This is a genomic window from Paenibacillus sp. J22R67, assembly GCF_059692175.1.
On the sequence record NZ_JCAUAX010000004.1, the window covers coordinates 800,278 to 825,916 of the forward strand.

18 protein-coding genes are annotated in these 25,639 nt (G+C 45.6%); 17 read left to right on the forward strand and 1 reads right to left on the reverse strand.

Features of this window, described 5'->3' with window-relative positions; translation table 11 throughout:
* Nucleotides 1–44: 44 nt before the first annotated feature.
* From AC58VC_RS19745 to AC58VC_RS19775, 7 genes are all read left to right on the forward strand, one after another.
* The gene (locus AC58VC_RS19745) at nucleotides 45–1,715 is read left to right on the forward strand and encodes a GMC oxidoreductase (protein ID WP_497370528.1); all 1,671 of its coding nucleotides are present in this window, start codon (nucleotides 45–47) and stop codon (nucleotides 1,713–1,715) included.
* Between the two features lie 241 nt (nucleotides 1,716–1,956).
* Nucleotides 1,957–2,118, forward strand: a complete 162-nt coding sequence (locus tag AC58VC_RS19750) for a hypothetical protein (protein WP_497370529.1) — start codon at nucleotides 1,957–1,959, stop codon at nucleotides 2,116–2,118.
* Nucleotides 2,119–2,256: 138 nt separating this feature from the next.
* Complete coding sequence (locus tag AC58VC_RS19755) at nucleotides 2,257–5,589, forward strand: glucuronyl esterase domain-containing protein (protein WP_497370530.1); 3,333 nt, start codon at nucleotides 2,257–2,259, stop codon at nucleotides 5,587–5,589.
* 70 nt (nucleotides 5,590–5,659) lie between these two features.
* Nucleotides 5,660–6,706, forward strand: a complete 1,047-nt coding sequence (locus tag AC58VC_RS19760) for an S-layer homology domain-containing protein (RefSeq protein ID WP_497370531.1) — start codon at nucleotides 5,660–5,662, stop codon at nucleotides 6,704–6,706.
* 265 nt (nucleotides 6,707–6,971) lie between these two features.
* Nucleotides 6,972–7,862 (forward strand): ABC transporter permease, encoded by an 891-nt coding sequence (locus AC58VC_RS19765; RefSeq protein ID WP_497370605.1) that lies wholly within the window; start codon nucleotides 6,972–6,974, stop codon nucleotides 7,860–7,862.
* Between the two features lie 11 nt (nucleotides 7,863–7,873).
* Nucleotides 7,874–8,746 (forward strand): carbohydrate ABC transporter permease, encoded by an 873-nt coding sequence (locus AC58VC_RS19770; RefSeq protein ID WP_497370532.1) that lies wholly within the window; start codon nucleotides 7,874–7,876, stop codon nucleotides 8,744–8,746.
* A gap of 87 nt (nucleotides 8,747–8,833) precedes the next feature.
* A complete protein-coding gene (locus AC58VC_RS19775; protein WP_497370533.1) occupies nucleotides 8,834–10,444 on the forward strand; it encodes an extracellular solute-binding protein in 1,611 nt (536 codons plus the stop codon).
* A gap of 62 nt (nucleotides 10,445–10,506) precedes the next feature.
* Here AC58VC_RS19775 and AC58VC_RS19780 read toward each other — a convergent pair whose 3' ends face one another.
* Nucleotides 10,507–12,030, reverse strand: a complete 1,524-nt coding sequence (locus tag AC58VC_RS19780) for an extracellular solute-binding protein (protein ID WP_497370534.1) — start codon at nucleotides 12,028–12,030, stop codon at nucleotides 10,507–10,509.
* Between the two features lie 186 nt (nucleotides 12,031–12,216).
* Between AC58VC_RS19780 and AC58VC_RS19785 the strand changes: the two genes are divergently transcribed.
* The 10 genes from AC58VC_RS19785 to AC58VC_RS19830 all read left to right on the forward strand — a co-directional run bounded on the left by AC58VC_RS19785 (nucleotide 12,217) and on the right by AC58VC_RS19830 (nucleotide 25,570).
* The gene (locus AC58VC_RS19785) at nucleotides 12,217–13,509 is read left to right on the forward strand and encodes an ABC transporter substrate-binding protein (protein ID WP_497370535.1); all 1,293 of its coding nucleotides are present in this window, start codon (nucleotides 12,217–12,219) and stop codon (nucleotides 13,507–13,509) included.
* Nucleotides 13,510–13,585: 76 nt separating this feature from the next.
* Nucleotides 13,586–14,272 carry a GntR family transcriptional regulator gene (locus AC58VC_RS19790; RefSeq protein ID WP_161411158.1) on the forward strand — a complete coding sequence of 229 codons (687 nt, stop codon included), beginning with the start codon at nucleotides 13,586–13,588 and terminating at the stop codon, nucleotides 14,270–14,272.
* Between the two features lie 71 nt (nucleotides 14,273–14,343).
* On the forward strand, nucleotides 14,344–16,110 hold the full coding sequence (locus AC58VC_RS19795; RefSeq protein WP_497370536.1) for a cache domain-containing sensor histidine kinase: 1,767 nt from the start codon (nucleotides 14,344–14,346) through the stop codon (nucleotides 16,108–16,110).
* Between the two features lie 93 nt (nucleotides 16,111–16,203).
* Complete coding sequence (locus AC58VC_RS19800) at nucleotides 16,204–17,823, forward strand: response regulator transcription factor (RefSeq protein WP_497370537.1); 1,620 nt, start codon at nucleotides 16,204–16,206, stop codon at nucleotides 17,821–17,823.
* Between the two features lie 37 nt (nucleotides 17,824–17,860).
* Nucleotides 17,861–18,538, forward strand: a complete 678-nt coding sequence (locus AC58VC_RS19805; protein WP_497370538.1) for a GntR family transcriptional regulator — start codon at nucleotides 17,861–17,863, stop codon at nucleotides 18,536–18,538.
* Between the two features lie 412 nt (nucleotides 18,539–18,950).
* Complete coding sequence (locus tag AC58VC_RS19810; protein WP_497370539.1) at nucleotides 18,951–19,217, forward strand: hypothetical protein; 267 nt, start codon at nucleotides 18,951–18,953, stop codon at nucleotides 19,215–19,217.
* Nucleotides 19,218–19,340: 123 nt separating this feature from the next.
* Nucleotides 19,341–20,315: an ABC transporter permease gene (locus AC58VC_RS19815; protein WP_497370540.1), complete on the forward strand. Its 975-nt coding sequence runs from the start codon at nucleotides 19,341–19,343 to the stop codon at nucleotides 20,313–20,315.
* Between the two features lie 19 nt (nucleotides 20,316–20,334).
* Complete coding sequence (locus AC58VC_RS19820; protein ID WP_497370541.1) at nucleotides 20,335–21,219, forward strand: carbohydrate ABC transporter permease; 885 nt, start codon at nucleotides 20,335–20,337, stop codon at nucleotides 21,217–21,219.
* Between the two features lie 90 nt (nucleotides 21,220–21,309).
* Nucleotides 21,310–22,893: an extracellular solute-binding protein gene (locus tag AC58VC_RS19825; RefSeq protein WP_497370542.1), complete on the forward strand. Its 1,584-nt coding sequence runs from the start codon at nucleotides 21,310–21,312 to the stop codon at nucleotides 22,891–22,893.
* A 334-nt stretch (nucleotides 22,894–23,227) separates the two neighbouring features.
* Nucleotides 23,228–25,570, forward strand: a complete 2,343-nt coding sequence (locus AC58VC_RS19830; protein WP_497370543.1) for a helix-turn-helix domain-containing protein — start codon at nucleotides 23,228–23,230, stop codon at nucleotides 25,568–25,570.
* Nucleotides 25,571–25,639: the final 69 nt, after the last annotated feature.

The window sequence follows — 25,639 nt, forward strand, 5'->3', positions numbered from 1 at the left end:
AAACGTTAAGTTACATGATTAGCCCGGATGGAGAGTGAGAGCCTTTGAAAATATGGGTCTCGAACAAGCAGGAAACACTTAGAGCTATTGCGGTGAAAAACGCTATATCCTCTGAAGAGCTCATGGTGCTCAATCCGCATATTCCACATCCAGATCTCGATATTACCGGCGTTTCGGTCTATCTTCCTTCCGAAACAGCATCGAGAGCTTCAATGGTTGGTTCCTTACCGACTTGTCCAGTTGAACCAGCAGAAATGCTGAACAACTGGATTCCCCTCACGCCGCTCTCCGAGATGGCTCAGCAGGAATATGATGTTCTCATCATCGGCACGGGTGCCGGTGGAGGATCTGTGCTCTGGAGACTTTGCGAACAATGGAAGAAGGAAAAGAAGCGAATTGGCATCATTGAACGGGGCGATCAGGTCATCCCGACGCATGCCCGAAACCTGTCCACGTTAAACCAAGATCGCCTCGCGGCTTATTTTAGTTATTTATCTAAGCCGCTGCCCGGCGCTTTACCTGAATATCCGGGAGCCAGACAGCTTTTCGCATTGGGTGGCAGAACGTTATTCTGGTATGCGTTTACTCCCCGGCTACATGAATGGGACCTGGCGAAGTGGCCCATACCTGTCCATGAGATGGAAAGCTATTACGGCATTGCTGAGCAAGTCATGAATGTCACAGATGCCTTCGCCGAAGGAGCATCGTTCACGGAAATTCTACTGGAGAGGTTATGGTTGCGCGGTTATTCGAAAGCGGCTCCTCTTCCGATTGCGGCTGATATTGTACCTCAGTCTCTCGGGCAAATCCATACCGATATGTTTACGAGTTCCATTTCCTTACTTGCCAGAGCGCTAAATCAGAGGCCATTTGATTTGGCGATCAACGCACGCGCCACAAAGATTCTTCAAGATAATGGAAAAGTCACAGGGGTTACGGTTGTTTCACCGGATAAAACCGCTTATACCCTAAAAGCCAAAACCGTTGTTCTGAGCGCGAGTACGTTCGAGACGCCGCGACTGCTCTTGCATTCAGGATTTCAGCACCGGGCACTCGGACACTTTCTGACGAATCAAACTTTCGTGCAAGCAACAGGATCGATATCAACAGCTGATTTTCCTATTCCTTGGGGTCCGTTGAATATTATGATACCGCAGAAACCGGATACTCCTTATTCCGTATTAATGACCGGGCCAGAAGCCTTCTACTGGTATCCGATTAGCGTTGAAAGACCCTTATCAGGTGAAACCACGGTCAACTTCTATGGATATGGCAAAGTCGAACCGAGATTCGACAATTGGATTACGCTGAATCCGGACAAAATTGACGAGTACGGTGTCCCTGAAATAAAGGTTCATTTTTCCTTGAGCGAGGCAGATTGGAGTATCGTCGGTCAAATGACGGAAGGGATAAAGCGCATTGCCAAAGACACGGGCGTACGTTTGGTTACCAAGAACGGGAGACCGCCAATTTGCCTGACTCCGCTCGGTGATTTGCATCATGACTCAGGCACATGCCGAATCGGAGATGATCCCAATACCTCCGTAGCGAATCCATACGGTCAAATCCATGGAGTCTCTGGGCTCTATGTGGCCGATAATAGCGTTTTGCCTTACATCGGAGCTGAGAATCAAACATTGACGACGGTCGCGCTTGCGATTCGTACAGCTGATCATATTGTTAGACAAGGAGGCGTGCAGGTTAAAACGAAATGAAAGAGATACTGCATAGACCTAAGAGCCCGGGGATTCATCCCAAGGGCTTTCTTGTGATTCAAGTATATTTTGGGAGCAGGCCTTTTCTGAATACAACAAGGGTCATGAATTGGATAAATGAATTAGATGATTGAAATCGCTTTCGTTTTGATCTATAATCAAACTTGTGTGACTAGTAATACTAGTTATATAAATTCACGGAAATGGTTAACGATTATGGAGGGAAGGAGGTCATCATTTCTTGGGTCAAGGACAATATGGAATCACCTTGAATTTGCTGATCAGTATTTCTATTCCGATTATTCTGGCCCGCCTCGAGCTACGCTTGGAGTGGTTCAAGAAGAGATCCCGGACCATCCTGTGTGTACCTCCTGTCATTTTCTCGGGTTTTAATGGCGTCTAGGCTCTCCAAATGATTGCAATAAATACGGGGGATATCAAATAAACGCCAACTTTTCTTTTAAAATGGAAGCGATTTCAATATGGGGTAATGCTCACACTAGCTCGGATATGCACACTCACACAAATTGGAGGAAGCTGCATGAATGCCAAGAAAAAAATCTTAAGTACCGTCCTGGGTATATCACTACTTTTCTCAATGGTGCCCGCTGCCTTCGCGACTAACAATTACTATCCGTCCAATCAAGGTCCTTCTCAAGCCCAACCGCCAGCAGGACGCGAGTATTTCCCTGCCGATATAAGTAAACTGCCAAGTTCGGAAGGCCTGCCTGATCTGTTTAAACTGCTTGACCCCACGAAGGGAACGAATGGATCTGTGACCAAGAAGGAAGAATGGACACAGCGGCGTTCAGAGCTCTCTGACTTGCTGCAGTATTACTACTACGGCTATGAAATGAAGACCGCTAAAGAGAATGTTACCTATTCAGGCAACCTGGGCACGAGTAACGCAACGCTTACGGTTACGGTTACCGTCAAAAATCCCGATAATGACAAGTCCGGCAGCTACAATGTAACCGGCATTTACATCCCGACTTACAAACAAGGAGTAGCGGATGCCGATCTGAAAGCCGGCGAAACCAACATCGCGCCTCCTTATCCGTTTGTTATCGGCGTTGGCGGCGGCGTTTCCGCTAACATGCGCAACGCGTTCCTGCGTCGCGGTTACGCTGTGATGAACAATCCTACGGGCACGATCTATAGCGACAATGCGAGCCGAAGCGGCTTGTATACCACACTGTATCCTTTTAATAAAGATACATACGAGGGCAATTCCGGCGCATTGATGGGCTGGGCTTGGGGGATTTCCCGCACCATCGACGCGCTCGAGAATGGCGCATATCAAGGCCTCATCGACCCGACTCGCTCGGTTGTCACCGGTGTTTCTCGCAATGGTAAGGGCGCAGCTCTCGCCGGAGCATTCGACGAGCGTATCAGCATCGTCGTTCCTGTCGATCCCGGGCAGGGCGGCATAGCCTCAATGCGTTATAGCTCCGAAGGCCGCATCTACAACTATAACGTGCCTAATAGCAGCACTGGTGCTCCCAATGCCTCCTACAGCAACTCCAATATGAACCGCAGCTTCTTCCGAAATGAAAAGCCGACCAACCTGCTCACTACCGGCGAAGCTCATTGGCTGGACGTCAAAGCCGAGGATTTCCGGTATGAGCTCGACAATCTCCCTTTTGACTCGCATGCACTTGCTGCGCTGGTTGCTCCCCGACCGCTTATCACCTATACGGGAGAAGGTTTTGACTGGCTGAGCTCCCCAGGAACTGTGCTAGCTACAGTCGCAGCCAAAGAAGTCTATGAGCTTCTTGGTGTGGGCGATAACATCGCCGTCCGCGTCCATGACGGCGCGCATGCCTTTCAAGATCGTGACCATGCCTACATGCTGGCGATCATGGACCGTGAATTTCACGGAGGAAAATATGGCGATCCGCTCAAGGTTGAAGGACCCGACACGTTAGGCGTTAACGTGAACCCGCCACTTCATCCTGCTGCCACCTACAGCAGCGTGTGGAATATGTCCGTCTATCCGTATGAGGTAGACAGTTCATTTATCCGTTGGTCGCAGCCGGGCAAGTACTCGATTTATACCACGAACGAGATGTTGACTGCGGACTATCCCGCAACGATCAAAGCTTATACTGACGCTCCGCAGGTCAAACTGGACACAGGCGCAGGCACCTATACCGCAGATGTTGTTGACGGTGTTGCTACTTTCACGCTGAGCGCTGATAAGGTCAAAGCAGGTCGCTATACGCTTTCGACCATTGGAAGCAGCAAGGATAATAAATCGGTCTACCTTCAGAGTTATGACCTTAAGGGGATTCTTCGCACCAGCATCACGGGTGATGACACGGGCGATCAACGATGGGTTTTCGGTTTTACAAGTAAAGTCGATAAGAATGCCATCAAGATCTTCGCCAACAACGTACCAGTTCCATCAAGTGTGAATGAAGGACTGGAGCCGGGGTGGATACTTCCTTATGGCGCTTCTATTAACACCGGCTATTCGAGCGCTGACGCTGATAACACCAACAAGATCTCCTTCTTTCAAGAAGAAGTCCCGGGTTTCCCGGTTAGTTATACCGCAGGGACGAATAGGGTTGTCCGTCTCGAAGATGTGAAGCTTGAATCACTGCCAAGCTATAACTTTCAATTTTCTTATGATTTGAACAAAAATAAATCAATCATGCCGCCGTCATGGCCGTCCACGAATGTGAAGATTGGCCCGAGTGCCGACTGGCCGCAATATCCGAACAAAAACACGGATACAGGGGCAAGACCCGAATCACTTCCGTGGCCAACAACCAATTTGGGTGCTGTCACCTTTAATCCGAACAACGCTGTGATTACACCAGATACCACCAGTGTTTCCATTGGTTTTGAGAATGCGATGGACCCACAGAATTTCGGTTTCGGCACCAATTTCGCCAATGATTACACCGTAACTTGGAGCGAAAACAATACCATTGCTACCATTGGCTTCGATAAGCCAGTTGCATCAGGTGGCAAACTTATTCTTGCTCAGCTGAAAGACTCGGCGGGTAATGCTAATGTTCAGCCTTATGTCTTTGATCTTCAAGGCGTTAATGCAACCAGTCTGACAGGACCAGAGAATGTATCTACTGGCGATGTGTTTGATTTGAGCTTTGGGTTAAACGGATACAGCCAAGATGCACTGGCTCAAGATATGACGGTAACCTTCAATACGTATAAGCTGGACTTTATTGCACCTGCTTCGCTTAATGACGATTTTAAAGTGGTGGATTATAAAGTCATAGAACCTGGCAAGATCCGCTTGCTTAATGTGTTTTTCGGTAATTTGCAAGCAGATCCGAATGGAGCTCTGTTAAAGCTGCAGTTCAAAGCTAAGCCGGATGCATCCGGGGATGCCGATGTTACGGTTTCCAATGTCATCGTAGTTGGCAAGGATGATGTTGAAAATGAAATCGCAGGAACATCGCATAGCATTCATATTACTACGATTGAGAAGCAGGATTTATCTGAGTTGATTGCAGAAGCACAAAGCACATATGCGAATGCAACCGAAGGTAGGCTTGTGGGGCAATACCCTGTCGGATCGAAAGCAGCACTGAATACAGCGATCAGCGCAGCTCTGCAAATTGCAAATGATTCGTCAGCTACGCAAAGTGCTGTAGATCAAGCCAAAACTTCTCTGAACGAGGCACTGCAATTGTTCCGAAGCTTGGTCATTGTTTCGATACCTGGCGATACCAACAATGATAATAAAGTAAGTGTCGGGGACTTGTCGAGAATGGTCAAAGCTTACGGCAAGACATCGAAAGATCCAGATTGGAACTCCGTAATGAGCTTAGATCTCATCCAAGACGGCGTCATCGATATCGCAGATTTAGTGCAAATGGCCAAGTTGATTATTAATTGGTAAAAAGGTACTCAGAGGAAGACAGGAATCTGTCTTTCTCTGCTTTTATTTGGAAGGAAGGAAGGGAACTCGCTTGAAAAATACGTCACGCATCGTCGCAATAATATGGCTCTGCCTACTGGTTTTGGGATCGAATATGGCCGTAGCTGAAGCGGATACAACGCCTGCTTTTTCTTTAAGAACTTCGGAATCGAGCATAGGAATCGGGCATGAGGTCCATGTGGTCGTTGTGGGAGAGAACCTGCTGGATCTCTATGGATTTGAAATAAATTTGAATTATGATACGAATAGGCTGCATTTTAAAAATGCCACAAGCAACATACCCGGATTATCTGTGCCTGCACAGGTCAATGGTAGTCAAATTAGGTTCGGGCACACCAAAGTAGGGGCAACGACGCCAGGGGATAACGGAACGATCGAGATGGCTGAGCTTACCTTCGAAAGCATAGCTGAGGGCAAGGGGAGTGTCGCAATCAATCAAGTGAAGCTCGTTAACAGTGCGGTTGTCGTATCCACACTTAAGCCGAATGCCCAAATTGCTCTGGATGTGAGTGGGACGAAGGTCAAACAGCCGATCGTATTTACCGACATTGCCGGTCACTGGGCTAGGGAGAGTATTAATAGAGCGTCAACGCTTGACTTCATTGATGGATACCCAGACGGAACCTTCCGACCACAAGCGATGATTACAAGAGCGGAGTTTACCGTCATGCTAGATCGAGCTGTAGCCTTATTGGAATCGGGTGAACAGTCGCCTGATTTCGCTGATCTGCTAGACATTCCATCTTGGGCGCAACCCGCTGTCTTCAAGGCTGTGTCGGCAGGAGTAATAGACGGCTATGCTGATCATACATTCCGTGCTGCCAATCCTATTTCCCGCGCGGAGATGACCGTAATGATCATGAGAGCTCTAGGCGAGGACATAGATCTGCAAAGCACCACTGACTTCGCAGATGCCGATGAGATACCCACATGGGCTCAAGCTTCTATTGCGCAAGCAGTGAAAAAGGGATTTGTACAAGGAAGAGAGCATCATGAGTTCGTGCCGTATGCCAACGCTTCCCGTGCAGAAGCGGTTACTTTGATTTTGGCACTGTATGACAACATTGCAAATAGATAAATAATACGAGACAGCCCTAACATTCGAAAGGATGGAGGGCTGTCTTCATTTTCTGGGATTATTTGAAAAAAAGGTATTGCAATCGGTTACAAGAGTGAATTATAATGAACTCAGTTGGATGACTAGTAATACTAGTAAGACTAATTAGACTGGTATTATTTATTGAGATCAATTTGTTAGTAAAAATTTTATTAAAAAGGATGAACGCTTTATGCAGATTGAAATTAGCCAGACTACATCCTCAGTGGCGATTAAACAAAGTCGAATGTCTTTTTTTAGACGCCAATGGCAGTTGTATGTCCTAATGATTGTCCCTATGGCCTACTTTGTTATTTTTAAGTACATTCCGATGGCGGGGGTTGCGGTTGCATTTAAGGACTATAACCTGTTCAAAGGTGTCTGGGGCAGTGATTGGGTGGGACTAGACGTGTTTAAAGAAGTCTTTACTCTGCCCCAATTCTATAGAGCGTTCCGCAACACGCTGGTCTTAAACATTTTGGGTTTAGTTACGTTCCCAGTCCCCATTATTTTGGCGGTCATGCTCAATGAGATCCGCATTAGCTGGTTCAAGCGAGTGAGTCAAACGTTAATGTACTTGCCGCATTTTATTTCCTGGGTAATTGTTGGCGGGATGGCCATTGAACTTCTTTCCACCAACAATGGGACGATTAACGAAATGATTAAGGCGATTGGCGGCCAACCGATTCCGTTTCTAGAAAAACCGATGTATTGGATTTCCACTTACGTAGGAACTGGCTTATGGCACCATGCGGGCTGGGGAACGATTTTGTATTTGGCTGCGCTTACAGGAATCAATAAGGAATTATATGAAGCTGCGGAAGTGGACGGAGCGACCCGTATGCGAAAGATTTGGCATATTACGTTGCCAGGCATCAAACCTACGATTATCGTTTTGTTCATTCTACAGATCGGTAACATGGCGAACATTAGCTTTGAACAACCGTATGTTTTGCAAAATGGATATGTGAAAGATGTTTCCGAGGTTATTAGTACTTACGTATACACGGTTGGCATTCAGTCAGCGAGATTCGCTCTTGCTACAGCAGTAGGATTGTTTCAATCGGTGGTAGGGCTCATTTTACTCTTGACGGCTGAATTTATATCTAGAAGAGTTAATAACCAGGGGATTTTCTAAGGGGTGAAACGATGTATCAAAATCCTACAAATAGAATTGTAGACGCTGCTATTATTGTTGTAATTGGAGTTTTCTGTTTGTTCTGTGTTGTGCCAATGATTCATATGTTCGCTTTATCGTTAAGCGGAAACAGACCGATTATGTCTGGTGAAGTAACCCTTTGGCCGATTGAATGGACCTGGGGAGCGTACAAATCGGTGCTTGGAGATTTCGCTATGCTTCGCTCGCTGCTCTTTACAATTCTGTTGGTTGCTGGATATACATTGGTAACGATGGCCGTAACCGTGATGGCTGCGTATCCACTGAGCAGACGGGATTTTAAAGGAAAACATATCTTCTTCTTGCTCATTATCATCACGATGTTCTTCAATCCGGGAATTATTCCACATTATTTACTGATCAAACAGCTTGGCATGTTAAATACGGTTTTCTCCTTGGTAGTACCGATCTTGATCAACGCTTTTCTCCTGATTATTCTAAAAACCAATTTTTCACAGCTTCCGGCCGAGTTGGAAGACTCCGCATGGATGGATGGGTGTGGACACTTCCGATTTTTGCTCAAAATCGTGCTTCCGCTTTCGCTTCCGATATTAGCAACGATTGGTCTTTATTCTGCGGTGGATCGCTGGAATATGTTCCAGGATGCTTTATTTTATGTGAACGATCAGCATCTTTACCCGATTCAATTAAAGCTCTACGAAATGGTCATTAATAGTCAAGCCAACGATGCATCCGCTCAGGAGGGCTTCAACTCCTCGACGCCGATTCCCCAAAGCTTGCAGGCTGCCAGCATCATGTTCTCGACCGTGCCGATCCTGCTCGTATATCCTTGGCTGCAGCGTTATTTCATTTCCGGTATGCTTGTCGGTGCCGTTAAAGGTTAATAGTTCTTCTTCGGTGGACAAGGCAAGCATCCTATGACCGAAGGTTCTATATTACAAAATTAGTTGAGATTAAAGGGAGGCAACACAATGCGAAAAATGCTTCATAAATCAGTAAATACGACATTGACAGTAGCGATGGCATCCTGCTTAGTATTAACTGCTTGCAGCAGTACTTCATCAAATGGTACCAACGAAAGCAGCAGTTCACCTGCGGCCGGCAGCGGAACTACGGCACCAAGCTCAAAGCCTATTACGCTTACAGTAGAGCTTTTTGATAGGGCTAATACCCCTGCAGGTGCTCCACCAATCACAGACAACTTCATGACGCAATACATTCAAGAAAATTTCGGCAAACCAAACAATATCACAGTCAAATTCGTAACAGTACCTCGTTCTGAAGAAGTTAAAAAACTCAATGTTTTGATGGCTTCTAATTCTGCGCCGGATATTGTCTTCACCTATGATAAGCCGACGGTTCAGAACTATGCGCAAAGCGGAGGGTTAGCGGATTTGGGGCCAGTGATTGATAAAGTGGGTCCTCAGCTGAAAAAAGTGCTTGCACCTTCCTTACCAGATGGCATGTTCAACGGTAAACAGTATGCGATTCCTGCACTTCGCGTTATTCAATCTCAAACAACAACGTTTGTTCGCAAGGATTGGCTGGATAAGTTGAATATGCCAGTGCCGACGACGACGGACCAATTTCTGCAAACGATGAGGGCTTTTAAAGAAAAAGACCCAGGAAATACGGGCGGAAAAGTCATCCCTTATTCCTATATCGATATATTCCACATGCAGCCGTTGATTCAATCCTTCTGGGATTGGAGCAAAATCACCCCGGCGGATCTGTATGCAACGCCAAACTGGGAGCAACCCGGCAATAAAGACGGCCTGAAGTTCTTGAATCAAATGTACAATGAAGGTTTAATTGATAAGGATTTTGCTCTTGCCTCTGACTTTAGCCAAGCATTCGCGCAGCAAATGGTGAATGGCATCGCAGGAGCGGGTACGCCGAACACGAATGAACCGGTTTATAATGGCTATTATTCGAACTTGAAGAAGAACAACCCCGCAGCAGAGCTGGTGGCAATCGATCCGTTCTCAACGAAAGACGGGAAGCATCCTAAGCCTAAATATCCTGCATACGGTGCGTATCTAATGATTCCAAAAGCAAGCCCGAATGTGGAGGCGGCTGTGAAATATTTGAACTGGATGTCTGAGCCTAAAAATATCCTAGCGCTTCAAAATGGTAAGGAAAGCATCTCCTATAAACTAGATAGTAACGGTGTACCTCTTAACCTTGATACGGCCGAAGCAAAGCAAATTCTGTATAACTACTATGATTATGCGATCATCTTAAATGGTAAATATGTGAGTCCAGATGAGCCGCAAAAAAATATCGAGGCTAACGCCACAGATCCGAACTTTAAAGATTTTACAGTGAAGAGTATTCAAGCCGGAGCTAATGATGCCTATACAATTCCGCGTGTCGATACACCGATTCAGGCTGAAGTGAAGTATGCAACCATTTTGAAGGATAAAGAAAAAGAAATGTTGACCAAAATCGCCACAGCCAAAACGGCTGATTTCAGTAAAGTGTACGACGACCAAGTGAAAGCGTATATGGAAATGGGCGGTACCGCTGTTAAAGAAGAAAAGAAAAAAGCTTATGAAGAGTTTTACAAAAACCAAAAGTAATCTTATTTAAATAACATAATCAAAAAAAGTGGTTGTACAGAATGATTTCTGTACAGCCACTTTTATTCGTTGTCCTTATTCTGAATGCTAGCAAAGGCCTCTGCATACTCGCTGGCTGCTTGATCTAAGCCATGCTTTTTCGCTTTATCAATGGCCGATTTAAAGCCGTTTTCATCTATTTTACCCATGACATATTTCACTTTTGCATCATTGAGGATTTGAAGAAGTTCGTTTCCTTGTTCCGTCCAAGTTTTAGAGAATAGCGTTAATGTGGGGTCTGGAATCGCATAGGTTCCATTCATGTCCTCAACCTCTAATTGGCGTTTAGTTATCGGCTCTATATCGCCCGGTGTTTTCAGATCATCGGTTGGGACAACTCGCATGACCCACTTATAGGGAAAAGCCACTTGGTTTTCATATTGATCTTGATTGGTGCGCAGCGGTTTGCCGTCTTTCAGTTCATAATGTTTGCCTTGAATGCCCCATTCGAGAAGATCAGCCATTTCGTTGTCAGCGAGTTTATCGAAGAAAGTCAGCAGCTTTTTGAGATCATCTTCCGTTTTGACAGTTGACTTAGGGAACATGATCATTCCGTTAGATCCACGATCGGCAGCAACACGTAGGCCTTCTGGACCTGCAAAGGGGCCAGTCATATCCATCGTTGACATGGGGCTATGGCTTTGAACACGCGACTGATAGGCTAATGCTGTATTCGTAGTATTTCCTACGGCTCCTGCTGTGCCATTCTCGAAGTCGCCTTCGAATTTGGCACGTTCGACGGAAGCGAAGTCATGATTCATTAAGTTCTCGTCATACAGCTTTTTAGTGAAATTCAAACCCTCCATATACTCGGGGGTTTCCTCCATCCGGGTGAACGTTCCATCTTCTAACTGCCAGTTATTTGGTGAGCCAAAAGTAACGCCGAAATCCGGGATGAATTGTCCAGCAGTCATCATATACGAGACTCCGTAGGTGTCATCTTTGCCGTTTTTATCCGGATCCTTCTCCGTAAAAGCTTTAAGCATCTGGTAGTAGTCATCCATCGTCGTAGGTGGATTTAAACCGAGCGCTTCTATCCAGTCTTTTCGATAAAACACAGTGTTTCTGGAGATCGGTCGCGTTCGAGGCAATCCATATAACTTTCCATCCACTTTGACATTATCATAAATCAAGGGGTTTAAGGTGGAGAGGTTCTTGTAGTCGTCGATATATGAGGTTAAGTTCCAAAAATCGCCTTCTTGTATCGCACTGAGAATATAGGACTGTCTAGGGTCACCAGCAATGACCATCGGTAATTGTCCAGTAGAAATCATAGCAGGTAGTTTACTGTTATAATCGCTAGCTTGGTTATATGTGATCTGCAGCTTCGTGTTCGTGTACAGCTCTATGGTTTGCTGCACCTCATTGCTGGCTTGCGGGATTTCTTTACCGGCAAAGTCAAGAGACATGCTGATCTGGAAAGGTTGCTCATCTGTTATACCATTCGTTATGCTCGGAAACTGAGCCTTATTTTCTGTGGAACATCCTACCAGAGTAGGGAGAGCGATTAAGCCTACCATGATGACCTTCAAATCATGTCCTTTCATAAAACTACCTCCAATAAAATGACAAGTAACTCAAATTTCTGTAAATTTCTTATCTGATAATACTGATATTACTAGGCTGTTTATTGCTTCATATTTTAAATCATACCTCATCTTTAAGCAAGAAAAAAATGGTATATTAGAAAGGCACCAAAGCTTCGAGTTATTAACCGTCTAGGGGAGATACATATGGTCAGATGGAAGCGATTTCAATTGTTTTTGTTAACAGGTATCTTTCTTGGCACTTTGCTTACTTCGTGTTATCCAACAAAAGAACAACCGAAAGGTCCGTTTCCAGATGAGGGAGGAAAAGTGAAATTGAGAATAGCGTGGTGGGGCTCTCAAGAGCGTCATGAAGCTACCATGTCTGTTCTACACTTATATACACAGAAATTTCCCAATGTTACCTTCGAGCCGGAGTATTCCGGTTTGGAAGGGTACTTAGATAAGATCAATACCCAGGCTTTAGCGAAAAATCCGCCTGACATTGTCCAGCTCGACGCAGGCTGGATCTCGGATTGGGCAAGTCGTCAGGAATTGATTCCGTTAGAACCTGGCGTGAATCTATCCAAGGTGGACCAGAAACTTTTGGCCTCCGGGCAGTACAAAGGGATGTCTTATGCCGTGCCATTAGGCTCCGTTGCTTTCGGAATGATTTATGACCGGTCAGCCCTAGAGAAGCTGGGAATAGAAGCACCGAGGAATGGATGGACATGGGATGACTTTTTCCAAATGGCAAGGGAATCCAAGTCTAAGCTGCCGAAAGGGGTCTATTTTACAAAGGATTTTGCTGGCGATTACTTTGCCTATTCAGCCTTTCAATACAGCAGAGGCAAGGAAAAGGTGATGACGGACGACGGGAAGTTTAATATCGATAAGAATACCTTCCTAGAATGGGCACATACCTTCGAGCAAATGCGCCTGGACGGCATCGTTCCTCCGGCAGACATCAATCTCTCAGATAAAGAGTTTGATCCTAATCTTGATTTGATAGTAGCTGGTAAAATTATTATGAGAATGTCTTTCTCCAACAATCTAGGAGGCTGGGACAGCTTGAAGAAAGGCGCATATGCACTTGTCACGATGCCCCGGTCGGAGCAAGCTGGCGGGTGGTTGAAGCCCTCGATGTTTTTCGGAGTTTCAGCAAACAGCCATTACCCGGAAGAGGCGAAGGCATTCATCGATTGGTTCATCCATGATCCGGAAGCAGGAGCTATCTTAAAGACTGTTCGCGGACTACCTGTTAATAGCGAGATTGCGGCTTCCATTGAAAAGTACATGAGTGATATTGACAAGGACGGATTAAGTATGTTTTATGCGACTTTAAAAAACGGTCAAGCCTACAGTCCAGGCCCGAACGGTTGGATCAATTATGTGGATAGGGATTGGCCACTCGTCAGAGATCAACTGAGTTTTGGCCGAATTACACCAGAGGAAGCGCTGGAACAGCTTAAAGTGGCTGCGCAAAAATATGAAAACTAGTTGCGCTTTAAACTGTTTTGCTTATCTGGTATACTAATCATATTAGATGTATCAGGAGGAGTGTTATACGGTGGACATGAAGCTTCCCGTTTCTTCACGTGATACCAAGGGTCTACTGATTCGGGATCACGTGTACAATACGCTAAAAAACAATATCATGGAGTTAAAGCTTGAGCCTGGCCGTCTCATTTCGGAGAAGGAAGTTATCGAGATGCTTCAAGTAAGTAAAACCCCTATTCGAGAAGCCTTAGTGCTACTCGCTCAAGAGGATTTAATTGAGACCGTTCCACAGAAGGGAACTTATATTTCACTGATTGATCTCGGGCTTGTGGAAGAAGCTAGATTTGTTCGAGAAACGATGGAAAGGGAGATTGTGCGCAGAGCTTGCCAAGATCTGAAGACGGAGCAGATTATGCAGCTGCAGCATCTCCACTCTCTTCAGGAGTTATGTGTGGAAGAGAAGAACTATGAACGCTTTTTTGAGTTAGATGAAGAGTTTCATAGAACGATCATTGTGGGCTGTGGTAAAACGCATACATGGAGCATGCTGGAGCAGATGAATGTCCATTACAACAGGGTTCGCATTCTGCGCCTTGCGGATGACGAAGACTGGAGACTTATTCTAGAGCAGCATCAAGGGATTATTCAGGCTATTCGCGATAAAGACCCGGACCGTGCGGAGAAGATTATGGGTGAACATTTAAGCAGAGTACGATTTGAAAAAGAAGAATTAAAGAATAAATATCCAACTTATTTTAAATAGGATGTTAACCTCGAAGACCTGTCGATACTCGGCAGGTCTTCAATTAGTCTGAAGTGCTACTTGTGGAGAGGATGGTTGGTCTGAAAGTATTCAATCCGTTTAAAAAGTATCGCATTGATCGGTTATTCTTCTACAGCTTTGCCACGTTAATTGTGTTTGTGCTCACTTTAACGGTCTTGATCAGCTTTCGTATGTCATCGAACGAACTGGCCCAAACGACTTCACTTTATCAGCATAAGCTTCTTGTGGAGTTAAATAAGGAAATTTCTACTCGGCTTCAATCCATTGAACAGATCTCTCTCTCCTTATCTCGTGAGGAGCAGCTCATTTCTTACCTTAGAGTACAGAAGGATGAGTATCAACGTTATCAAGAATCAAGGAATGTAGCCCAAACTTTGGCTAACGTCACGTACTCCATTCCCATGATTCAAGGAATTGATCTTTATATGGATGAGCCGGTATTCGGTGATTCCAAGAGTTATATTCAATATATTGAGAGGTCCGCGGCCTCGAGCCAAATATGGTACAGCGCCTTGCAAGATAACGATTCAACCTTGTCTAGTGAACACGTGATTCCAAGCTTCCAAGGAACAGTACCTGTTTTGAGTTACGCTAGAAAAATTATGTATGACAATAAGTATTTGGGTATTCTTGTTATCCATATCAAGGCCGAAAGTATTCGAGCTGCATTGGCGGGACAATCATCGGAAGTAAACCGTTTGATACTCGACGATACAGGTAAATTATTATTACACACGGGGAACATCTCGAATCACGTCCAGTTATCACAGTGGCTTGAGCATAAATTGGACGATTCCGGATATACACGGATTCGGGGAGAAGCTGGATTAGATGATAACTTATTAGTGTATTCCAAGTCGCCTAGTTCACATTGGATTCTAGTAGAAGTAACGCCCTGGGAACAAATAACGGCTGGTGGATTTAAGCTTGCGGAAGCAGTAGGAATCATAGGTGTAGTAGCCATTCTCTTAACATTGCTGCTTGCTTTATGGCTCAGCAAGCAATTTACCAAGCCGATTAAATATTTGATCAGCATGATGTCGGCTTATTCGTTAGGAGGAAAGAAAATCAATGTACCTAAGGACTATGAGAATGAATTTGGCTACTTGTTCTTAGGGTATTCCAAACAGAATGAACGGATTGAGGAATTGTATCGTTCTCTGCAGATCCGTCATGAACAGCAGCGCAAAGCGGAGATTGAAGCCTTGCAGGCGAATATCAATCCTCATTTTTTATATAATACGCTTGACCAATTGAACTGGATGGCCATAACACGCGGGCAGCATGAGATCAGCAGAATCATAGAATTAATGGGGCGAATGTTCCGCATAGGACTTTCCAATGGAGAAAGCTTCGTGACATTGGCGGAGGAAGTCATGCATGTGGAAAGCTATTTGGAGATCCAACAATTGCGCTGGAAAACTGGACTTGAGTATGCCATCACAGTAAGTAAAGACATTAAGCAGTTATTCCTGCCCAAGCTGATTCTTCAACCTTTTGTAGAAAATTGCATCATTCATGGCTTTGCAGTTCGTAGTACGGGATGCATTCAACTAAACATTGGAGTAAGTAATGATACCCTGCATATTGTCATTGAGGATGATGGGGTTGGCTTACAGATGAAGCCGGATAAACAACAGCAACGGCATACAGGAGGTTATGGTGTTCGCAATGTGAAGGAACGGATTAAAGGCTATTTCGGGGATCATTACGGAGCTGTCTTGAAGTCGCGCGAAGAAGGCGGGACGAGCGTACACATCACGCTGCCAGCCTTAACATCACGTCCGGATTCAACCCTATGGGGGAACAGACCCTGATTAATTGAATGGATTTTATAATAATTTGTGCATTAGTCGCATTTAAGCGCTTAAGAGATCATGCTATCATTTCTTTTAGGAGGTTTCCAAACTATGTGGAGAATCGCAATCATTGACGACGATCGCCAAGTGCTTCAGGGCATGAAGTTGGCCATCCCTTGGGAGGCACTGAATGCCGAATACGTCGGGGAAGCCATGACCGGTGAAGATGGTTTACAAATGGTATTGGAAGCTCAGCCGGATATCGTGATTACGGACATTTATATGCCTGTCATGAATGGTATTGATATGATTGAGCGGTTACGAGAAGAGGAATTTCAAGGGAAAATCATCATTCTAAGCGGCTATTCCGATTTTGAATTCGCAAGGCAAGCCTTACGGTTTCAGGTAAGTGATTATGTGTCAAAGCCGATTTCCTTGCAAACGCTTAACTCTGTTCTTTCCAAAGTGATTGAGGAACTAACGGATGAGGAAGAACAGCGAATGAAGCAGGTTGATCTTGAGCAGAAGCTATCGATGTACGAGCCTTTTGTCCAGAGAGAATGGGTTCAATCCGCCGTTGCGGGTACACTCGGAAGTAACTGGCATGAGTCTATGCTGCCGCCTCAGTTTCATTATTGGCAAAACAAAACACATATTGTCTTGGGAATCGAAATTGTTCGTGACTTGCGCGCCAGTGAAGTCTTACTGTCGGATTGGAACTTATTCCGATTTGCTGTTCATAATATCGTTTCAGAGATCGTCAGGGAGCAATTTGAAGATTATGAATACACCAATCTGCACAGCACACGCTCAGCGTTGTTGTTACATCTAGATACAGAGGAAGCCTACACGGATTCCTTAGAGAAATTAACTAAGCTCTCAATCCGAATCATAGAATGCATTAGACTTCATTTGAAGTTGACGGTTCGTGTTGGTATTGGAGCCATCAAATCGCATTGGACCGATATTCCCGATTCAACGGAAGAAGCCTTCCGTGCTATGGACCTCAAGGAGCAGCGCGTAAACACCATCTATGATGTATTCATGTATAGCAGCATGTTCAAAGGGGAAAAGGAAACGGCTAGAATGCGGCCAGTGAAATTTTATTCGGAGCTGGCTGGGGCGATCAAAATATCTCACGAGGCTAGGGCCTACGAGATTATCGACATGCATGTAGAAGCGATCGAGCGGAATATGTTGTCGAGTACACCTGATTACCTGCAGATGCTGGCGGGTGAGCTTTGGGGTATTTTTGCCTATTGCCTGTATGAGGTTGGGATGGTGCTGGATGATCTGTTTTCCAATGAGCAAGTGGTCATGGAAATGGCTGGTATTACGAAGTCTGAGCATTTGGCCAAATGGTTAAAAGAGAAAATATCGGTGATTTGCACAAGCAGAGAATTCAAGGGAAACAGTAAACATCAGCAAGTTGCCGACTTCATGACACAGTATATCCATGAACACTATATGGAAGATATTAATCTCAGTGATTTTACAAGCAAAGTTTACGTCTCAAGAAATTATCTGGCTATCATATTTAAAAGCGCTACAGGAGAAACCTTTAACAACTATCTGACACGTGTACGAATCGAAAAGGCAAAGGAGCTGCTCTTAGATCGCAATATGTTGGTTTATGAAGTGGCCAAAAGAGTTGGGTATAAAAACGTTCCTTATTTTAGCAACCTGTTTAAAAAATATACCGGCATGAATCCAACCGACCTAGTGAAATGAAGTGAAGAAAATCTATCTTTCCATAGGGGTGAATCCATTGTCTTTGCAACTTCATGATGTGAGTGGTTCCGTTCGTGACCAAGTGTATGAGGCGTTGAAGGATAACATGATTGAGATGAGCTGGAAGCCAGGGACGCTGATCTCGGAATCAATGGCTGCGGAAATGATGCTCGTTAGCCGTAGAGTCATTCGCGAAGCTTTTGCGAGGTTGGCGAAGATCAAGTTCGTTGAAATTATTCCTCAGAAGGGCTGTTATATTACGAAAATCGATTTAGCACATGTAGATGAAATCGGTTTCATACGAGAGCGGCTGGAAGCAGAAGTGATTCGCTTGGCCTGTATGAGGATGACGGCGGAGCATATTACCGTGCTTCAGGATTTGCTTGATCAGCAGGAGCTTGCTCTTGAAGAGCAGCAATTCAAAACATGCATCGAACTCGATGATCAGTTTCATGAACGGATTTTCATCGGATGCAACATGGAGCGCACATGGGCTGTCTTGCAGCAAAAGTCGATGAATAGTAAGCGGGTCCGTTACTTGATGGAGCCGACGTTAGATTACTGGCGGACGATGATCAATGAGCATAGGGTGATTTTGCGCGCTATTCAGAGCAAAGACCCCGAGCAGGGTGTGGCTGTATTGAGAAAACATTTCACACTGCAGGATTTTGATAAACTTGCTTTATTACATAAGTATTCGATTTATTTTAAGTAGAGTGAGCTTGAGTGGGATCGTGGATATGTGGATATCCAATGCCCCACATCTTCCGAGATGATTGCATGTACACGTTCCATGTTCCGGCGGAGGGCGTGTCTATTTAGCTCTAACGGACACCGTTGCCGATATTTGCCGAAATTGCCCCTTATTTCATGCTTAACGGACTCCAGAGCCGTTAATAGGCCCATAGACATGCTAATCGCACATGGATAACGTGAATAGCTGCGCTGGAGTCCGTTAGCTTTTGTATAGGCCACATTTTGGCTGAATAAGCGCGAATGTGTCCGTTAGCAAAGCAACAGCTCGGCGTGTATCCAACAAAGAGCCTCCCCTTCAGTCATTTATCTTGACTTGGGGGCAGCCTCTTCCAAATAGTTATGCTGAATTAACGGGAGGAATTCCCGTTAATATGGAATCAACTTTGTGTGGCATGTGCCTCCCGCGTCTATGGTTCGGCGAAGGTGTATCAGCCTGTGCCCCGCAGACACATGCTGCGCATAAAGCAGCGATGTTCTCGTATTTTGGCATTCATCGGCTCCGTGGAAAAAGAGGCGACCCCTCAGTCATTTATGATGACTTTGGGGCAGCCTCTTTTTCCTTATCGGACATTTTTGAGCCGTTTGCACCAGGAAATAAGCGGGATTTCCACTGTTTTATCGCGTTTGCATTTTCTTGATTTCGGCCAAAACATCACGTTGGAAGGGCTTACAAAAATGTCCGATAGGCGGAAAATGGATGTCGCTGCATACTGAATCTACACCGCTCGCGAGGGCGATCAACTTTCTTGGAGGTGAAGAGGATGAAACGGGTGACTGCACCTAATTCAATAGAAATTGCGCAACCGGGTACCCGTGAGCATGCGAAACGCCGTGCAAGCATAACGGGACGATTGCTGAAAGACAAATGGCTGTACTTGCTATTAGCTCCGGGATTGCTATATTTCATCATTTTCAAATATGTTCCGATGTGGGGCGTGCTGCTTGCTTTTAAAAACTATCAGCCATTTCTTGGCTTTTGGAAAAGCGATTGGGTTGGCATGGAGCATTTCCGCGTATTTTTCACGAACCCTGAGTTTTTCATGCTGCTTCGTAACACGCTGTTGCTCTCGTTTTATAATTTGCTGTTTTTCTTTCCGGCTCCGATCATTCTGGCGCTGCTCTTAAATGAAGTTCGCTTGGCTTTCTTCAAAAGAACGATTCAAACGCTAATTTATGTGCCTCATTTTATTTCATTAGTTATCGTGGCGAGCTTAACGTATGTGTTCCTGACAACGCAAGGCGGAATTGTGAATGAGATGGTAGAGAAGTATACAGGCGCCAAAATCGATTTCCTGGCTAGTCCAGAGTGGTTCCGTCCGATGATCATCCTTCAAACTATTTGGAAGGAATGCGGATTTGGCACGATCATCTTCCTTGCCGCATTGGCAGGTGTGGATGTTGAACAGTATGAAGCAGCCATTATGGACGGTGCCAACCGCTTCAGACAGGTATGGCATATTACACTGCCTTCCATTCGCAGTACGATCATCATACTCCTTATTCTTCGGATGGGGGATGTTCTGGACAATGGTTTCGAGCAAATTTTCTTGATGCTGAACCCTTTGAACAGGGAAACAGCGGAAGTTTTCGATACTTACGTGTATATGATGGGGATTACGCAAGGCGCTTTCAGTTATAGTACAGCAGTTGGCTTGTTCAAAGCGATCATCGGCGTCATTCTTGTTCTCGGAGCCAACTGGCTGGCGAAGCGGTTCGGCCAATCCGGCATTTATTAGGTGAAGGAGGAGAGGCACATTGAATACAAAATACAGAAGCTTATCAGGGACCCTGTTCGACGTAAGCAATTATATCCTGCTTAGTATTATCGGTATCGTGGCCGTTCTGCCCTTCATCTATGTGGTGGCTGGTTCTTTCGCCTCGGATACGGAGCTGACGCAAAGAGCGGTCTTCCTGATCCCGAAAACGTTCACCTTATCGGCTTACCAATTTATTTTTTCAACGGATACGATTTTAAAAAGTATTTGGGTTTCGCTATATGTAACCATTCTGGGTACGATGGTCAATCTATTTTTTACCGTAACGATGGCGTATGCCCTGTCCAAAAGAGGACTTATGGGACGAAATACGGTCTTAAACATGATTGTTTTCTCTATGCTCTTCGGTGGCGGTTTAATTCCGACTTATATCGTTATTCGCGAGCTGCATATGATTGATACTTATTGGGCTCTCATGATTCCAGGAGCTATCAGCGCCTTTAACCTGATCATCGTCAAAAACTTCTTCCAAGAACTCCCGCAAGAGCTGGAGGAAGCAGCCAAAATTGACGGCTGCACAGAACTAGGCCTACTCTGGCGCATTGTTCTTCCTTTATCGATGCCCGTTCTGGCTACATTCACTTTGTTTTATGCGGTTGGCCACTGGAACAACTTTTTCTCCGCCTTGTTGTATCTCAACGATCCTGCCAAATGGCCGCTTCAGGTCATGCTGAGACAAATTGTCCTGCTCTCGCAAATGGCGGCAGGCGATATGAGCACAGTCGATCCGCAATTCGTGAAGCAGCAGGAGCAATCCATCAAAATGGCGGTCATCGTCGTCGGCACCATCCCTATTTTGCTCGTCTATCCGTTCCTGCAAAAACATTTTGCCAAGGGGGTCCTTATTGGATCGGTCAAGGGGTAAACGGATTACGATAGTTAATCTTTACAGTTTCTTGGTAATTCAGCTTAGGCCATGCCCAGAGACTGCCCATTGTAAAGGAGGAGCGATCATATGAAAAAGAACTCGAAAAAATGGATTTCCGTCGCAGCAGTCAGTACGGTGGCTATGACAACCATAGTTGGCTGCAGCAGCGGAGGTAAGGATGCCGCAACCACTCCTTCATCTTCAGCATCAGCTGCACCAGGTGCAGCTACGCCTGCCCAGCAGCAAGCTCCGCTGGACCTTAACGTCATGCTGCCGATTTTCAAAACGAACTTTCCGAAGGACGACGGTCCGGTTGTGACAGAAATCGAGAAAAAGACTAACACGAACATCCATTTGGAATGGGTACCTAACGCATCCTATACGGATAAATTCAACATCACGCTCGCTTCCGGCAAGCTTCCTAGTATCATCTATGTACCTGACGTGAAAAATCCGAGCTTTGTGAATGCTGCGAAGTCCGGTGCGTTCTGGGAAGTGGGCAAGTATTTGAAGGATTTCCCGACGCTAAGTCAGGCGAATTCCATCATCATGAACAACTCTTCTATTGATGGCAAAAACTACGGTGTTTACCGTGGACGCGCGCTTGGCAGAAACGGTATTAACTACCGGAAAGACTGGTTGGAAGCCGTGGGCATGCAGCCGCCAAAAACGATTGACGACTTCTACAATATGTTGAAAGCGTTTAAAGAGAAGGATCCGGATAAAAACGGTAAAAATGACACTTACGGTATGGTTATGGTGAAATGGACCGGTCAATGGGCAAGCAGCTTTGATATTATGAAGCTTTGGTTCGGCGCCCCGAACAAATGGGGTGTTGTTGATGGAAAATTGGTGCCTGAGCATCAAACACCGGAGTATCTGGAAGCGTTGAAATTCATGAAAAAGCTGTATGATGAAAAGCTGATCAACCAAGACTTTGCTGTATTTGATTCGGCCAAATGGAACGACCCCGTCGTCAATAACCAAGCCGGCGTCATCATTGACGTTACGGATAATGCGGCTCGTTTGGACGATAAAATCCACCAGACGCTTGCGAAGGAAGGCAAAGATAAGCCCGATATTCACTATATTGATAACATGATTGGCGTTACAGGCAAATCGGGTCTCAAAGCGCTGCCAACGTCCGGTTTCGCAGGATTGCTCGCCATTCCGAAATCGTCTGTGAAAACGGAAGACGATGTGAAACGCGTGCTAAAATTCCTGGATCAAATGAACTCGCCGGAGCTAACGACAATGGCAGGTTATGGCTTGGAAGGCAAGCACTACACCAAAGAGGGCGACGCCGTAGTGCCTAGCAAGGATTCCGCGCTTCTGGAATCCGAAGTTGAAGGCTTGAATCAAATGCTGCCGTTCATTCCAGAGGACAGAGGCTTGAAAGTGAAACAAACACCGCTTCGTCTGCAAACGGCAAAGATTCAAAAAGAAGCAGAGCAGTTCATCGTGGCAAACCCTGCCGAGCCGTTCATCTCCCAAGTCTACTCGCAGAAAGGTCAGCAGCTCGACAATGTTATCAATGATGCGCGTATTAAGTTCATCGTTGGTCAAACAGACGAAGCTGGCTTGAAAACCGCGTTTGAAACTTGGAAAAAATCAGGTGGCGATGATTTGGTCAAAGAAATGAATGACCTTTATGCAGCTGTGAAGAAGTAATGGCTGAATAGCTTAGGCACTCAGGATCCGAAGCGGATCATGGGTGCTTTTTGTGCTTGTTGCCTCAAATTAAGAACCTGTAGTTCCCCATGTATGGCGGGGCATTATGCATTCCAAACCCGACTCCGAGAGGACCACTTTCCATGCACACGGGCTAGCCGCTGGTACAAAGAAGACGTAGAACTGCTCTTCTCCGGTTACACCTTCTCCAAAAAGTCGGAAAAGTAGGGAAAATACACTGATAATTAACTTCCCATCTCCAACTTTCCGTAATATGCTCAAGGTTATAGTGTTAATCGCTTGAAGCTAAACTTAAGAATGGGTTGGTGAAAACATGCGCTTAAGCACCGTTAAAGCAAGATTCGGTAACAGGCAGGGCCGGACGGACGGCGGCAAAGGCCGCTTTTTTAGAAAAAGCTTGATCATGATTTTTATCGTCTCCGGCATCCCGGGACTCATTATGGGTGCGCTGGTGTACTGGATAGCCGGCGGGCGAGTAGAGAGCGAGCTGCTGCAGCTTCACTATGGGCAGATCGAGCAGCGTTCCCAGAACATTGACGATCAATTGAGCAATCTTGAGCTGCTTCTTTCACACTGGGCATTTGACAATAAATTCGACTACAGCTTGAATGGTTTTGATTTCGTGAGAAACTTCGAAAGAACGCAGGACATTACGAGAACGCTTATTGCTATGCAAGGCTCCAATGCACTTGTGAAGAAGGCGGAACTGTATGTCGGTGGTTCGAGCACTGTTCTTTTTAATCCTGAATATACCGTGCTGGATAACAAAACGACATCTGGCATGTACGATAAGCTGATTCATGGCAAAAATGTTACCTATTGGACACAGTGGTCCTTTGATACGAGTCACCCTGATACGAAGGATCTAACGCTAATTCACCATATTCCAGGTGGGAGCTTGCATCCTTTTGGCGTCTTAGTCTTTAGGTTTGACAATGATAAAATCAGGAACATGTTGAAAACGATGACGCCGTACGATGAAGGAGAAACTTTCGTGTTGCAAAATGCGGGTGAGCTTTATGTCTCATCAACCGGAAGCGCTTCCAATTCACCTTTCGTCACGGCTTTGCGGGAGAAAATCACATCCTTGGGCTCCCCCAAAGGCTCTTTCTTCCTAGATTACAAAGGGAAAACCTATACGGTTTCGTATGGCAGCTTATCCCGAATTGCCGACGATTGGACTTACGTATCTGCTTCTCCAATCACAAGCATCATCTCGCCTGTGGTGTTTATTTCCAAGCTGATCATCACGGTAAGTTTGATCGCTTTGCTGCTCGCAGCTTTGCTTTCTTGGCTGGCTTCGCGGAGCATCTATTTGCCCGTCAAACGACTCGTCACGCTATTAGGCAGTCATGCGAATTGGGCCGGTCGAGTAGACGAATTCACTGTAATCGAAAAGCAGTGGCGAGACCTGCACACGGAGAGTCTTGAGCTGAATACCAAGCTCAAGGAGCAGCTGCCGCATGTGAAAGACAGCTTTCTGCACCAATTGCTGCAGGGTTATCTGAACGAGTACTCAGAGGAAGATTTACTTCGCCGTATGGAACGGTTTAAGTGGGATGTGAGGCATCGTCATTTTACTGTGCTCTATGTCCAGTTAGTCGGTATGACGAATTTGGATGGGACGTTCCGCCATGGTGATGAAGGGCTTGTGACTTTTGCGGCTGTTAATATGATCAAGGAGCTGGCCGCCCAACATTTCGAGCAATGCGATACGCTTAATTTCCATGACCTAACGGCAGGCCTACTGCTTATTACACCGGAGAATCGATCCGTCGTGGATGATTTTGAGATTTTTAGTGAAGAGTTGACCCAGTACATTAATCGCATTTTGAAAATGCACGTCACGATCGCGATTAGCCGTCCAGTGTCGCATATTTCCGATGTTCCGCTTGCTTTTGACAGAACGAAACAGGCAGTCAGCTACCGTAATTTTGAAAATGTCAATCAAATTATCGATATGGAGAAGGATCATCTGGTTGGAGATGACGCTTCGGAGCCTCAATATCCATTTGCGCTGGAGCGGGAGCTGATTCAGGCACTTCGTACTGGCCGGGAAGAGGAGGCGCATGACATGCTGGCATCATTCCTTGATGCATTATCCGGCAAAGGAGCAAAGGAGATCGACGTGCAGCAAGGCATGCTGCATTTGCTCGGCAATGTTCAGCACGCGATTATGGTTTCCGGCATTAACCCGAACCGGCTGTTCAAAGGGGCGAATTTGTACGAGCAGCTTTCCCAAATCAGGGAGCCGCGGAGAATCCTGGAGTGGTTCAAGGACAAGGTTCTCGCCCCATTTCAGCAGGAGCTGTCAGGTCGCTCTGATGCACAGGTCAAGCGTATGATCGAACAAGCGATGATTTATTTGCAGCAAAATTATAGGAATGATATATCGCTCGATAATTGTGCGGATCATACCGGCACCAATCCGTTTTTCCTCAGCAAGACGTTCAAACAGGTGACCGGGAAAAATTTTATCGATTATTTAACAGAACTGCGTATGGAGAAAGCCAAAGAATTGCTGCGCGAGTCAGAAATTAAGATTTGCGATGTTGCCGATCAGGTCGGCTATCAGCACAGTTATTTTAACCGTATTTTCAAAAAGCTGGAAGGCATGACGCCGACCCGTTATCGGGAGCTCAGCCGAAGCACATAAACGCGTGAACAATAATGTTTTAATGGCATAAAAAAGTGCAAATCGCCCCAGCAACCCTGTCAATAATGT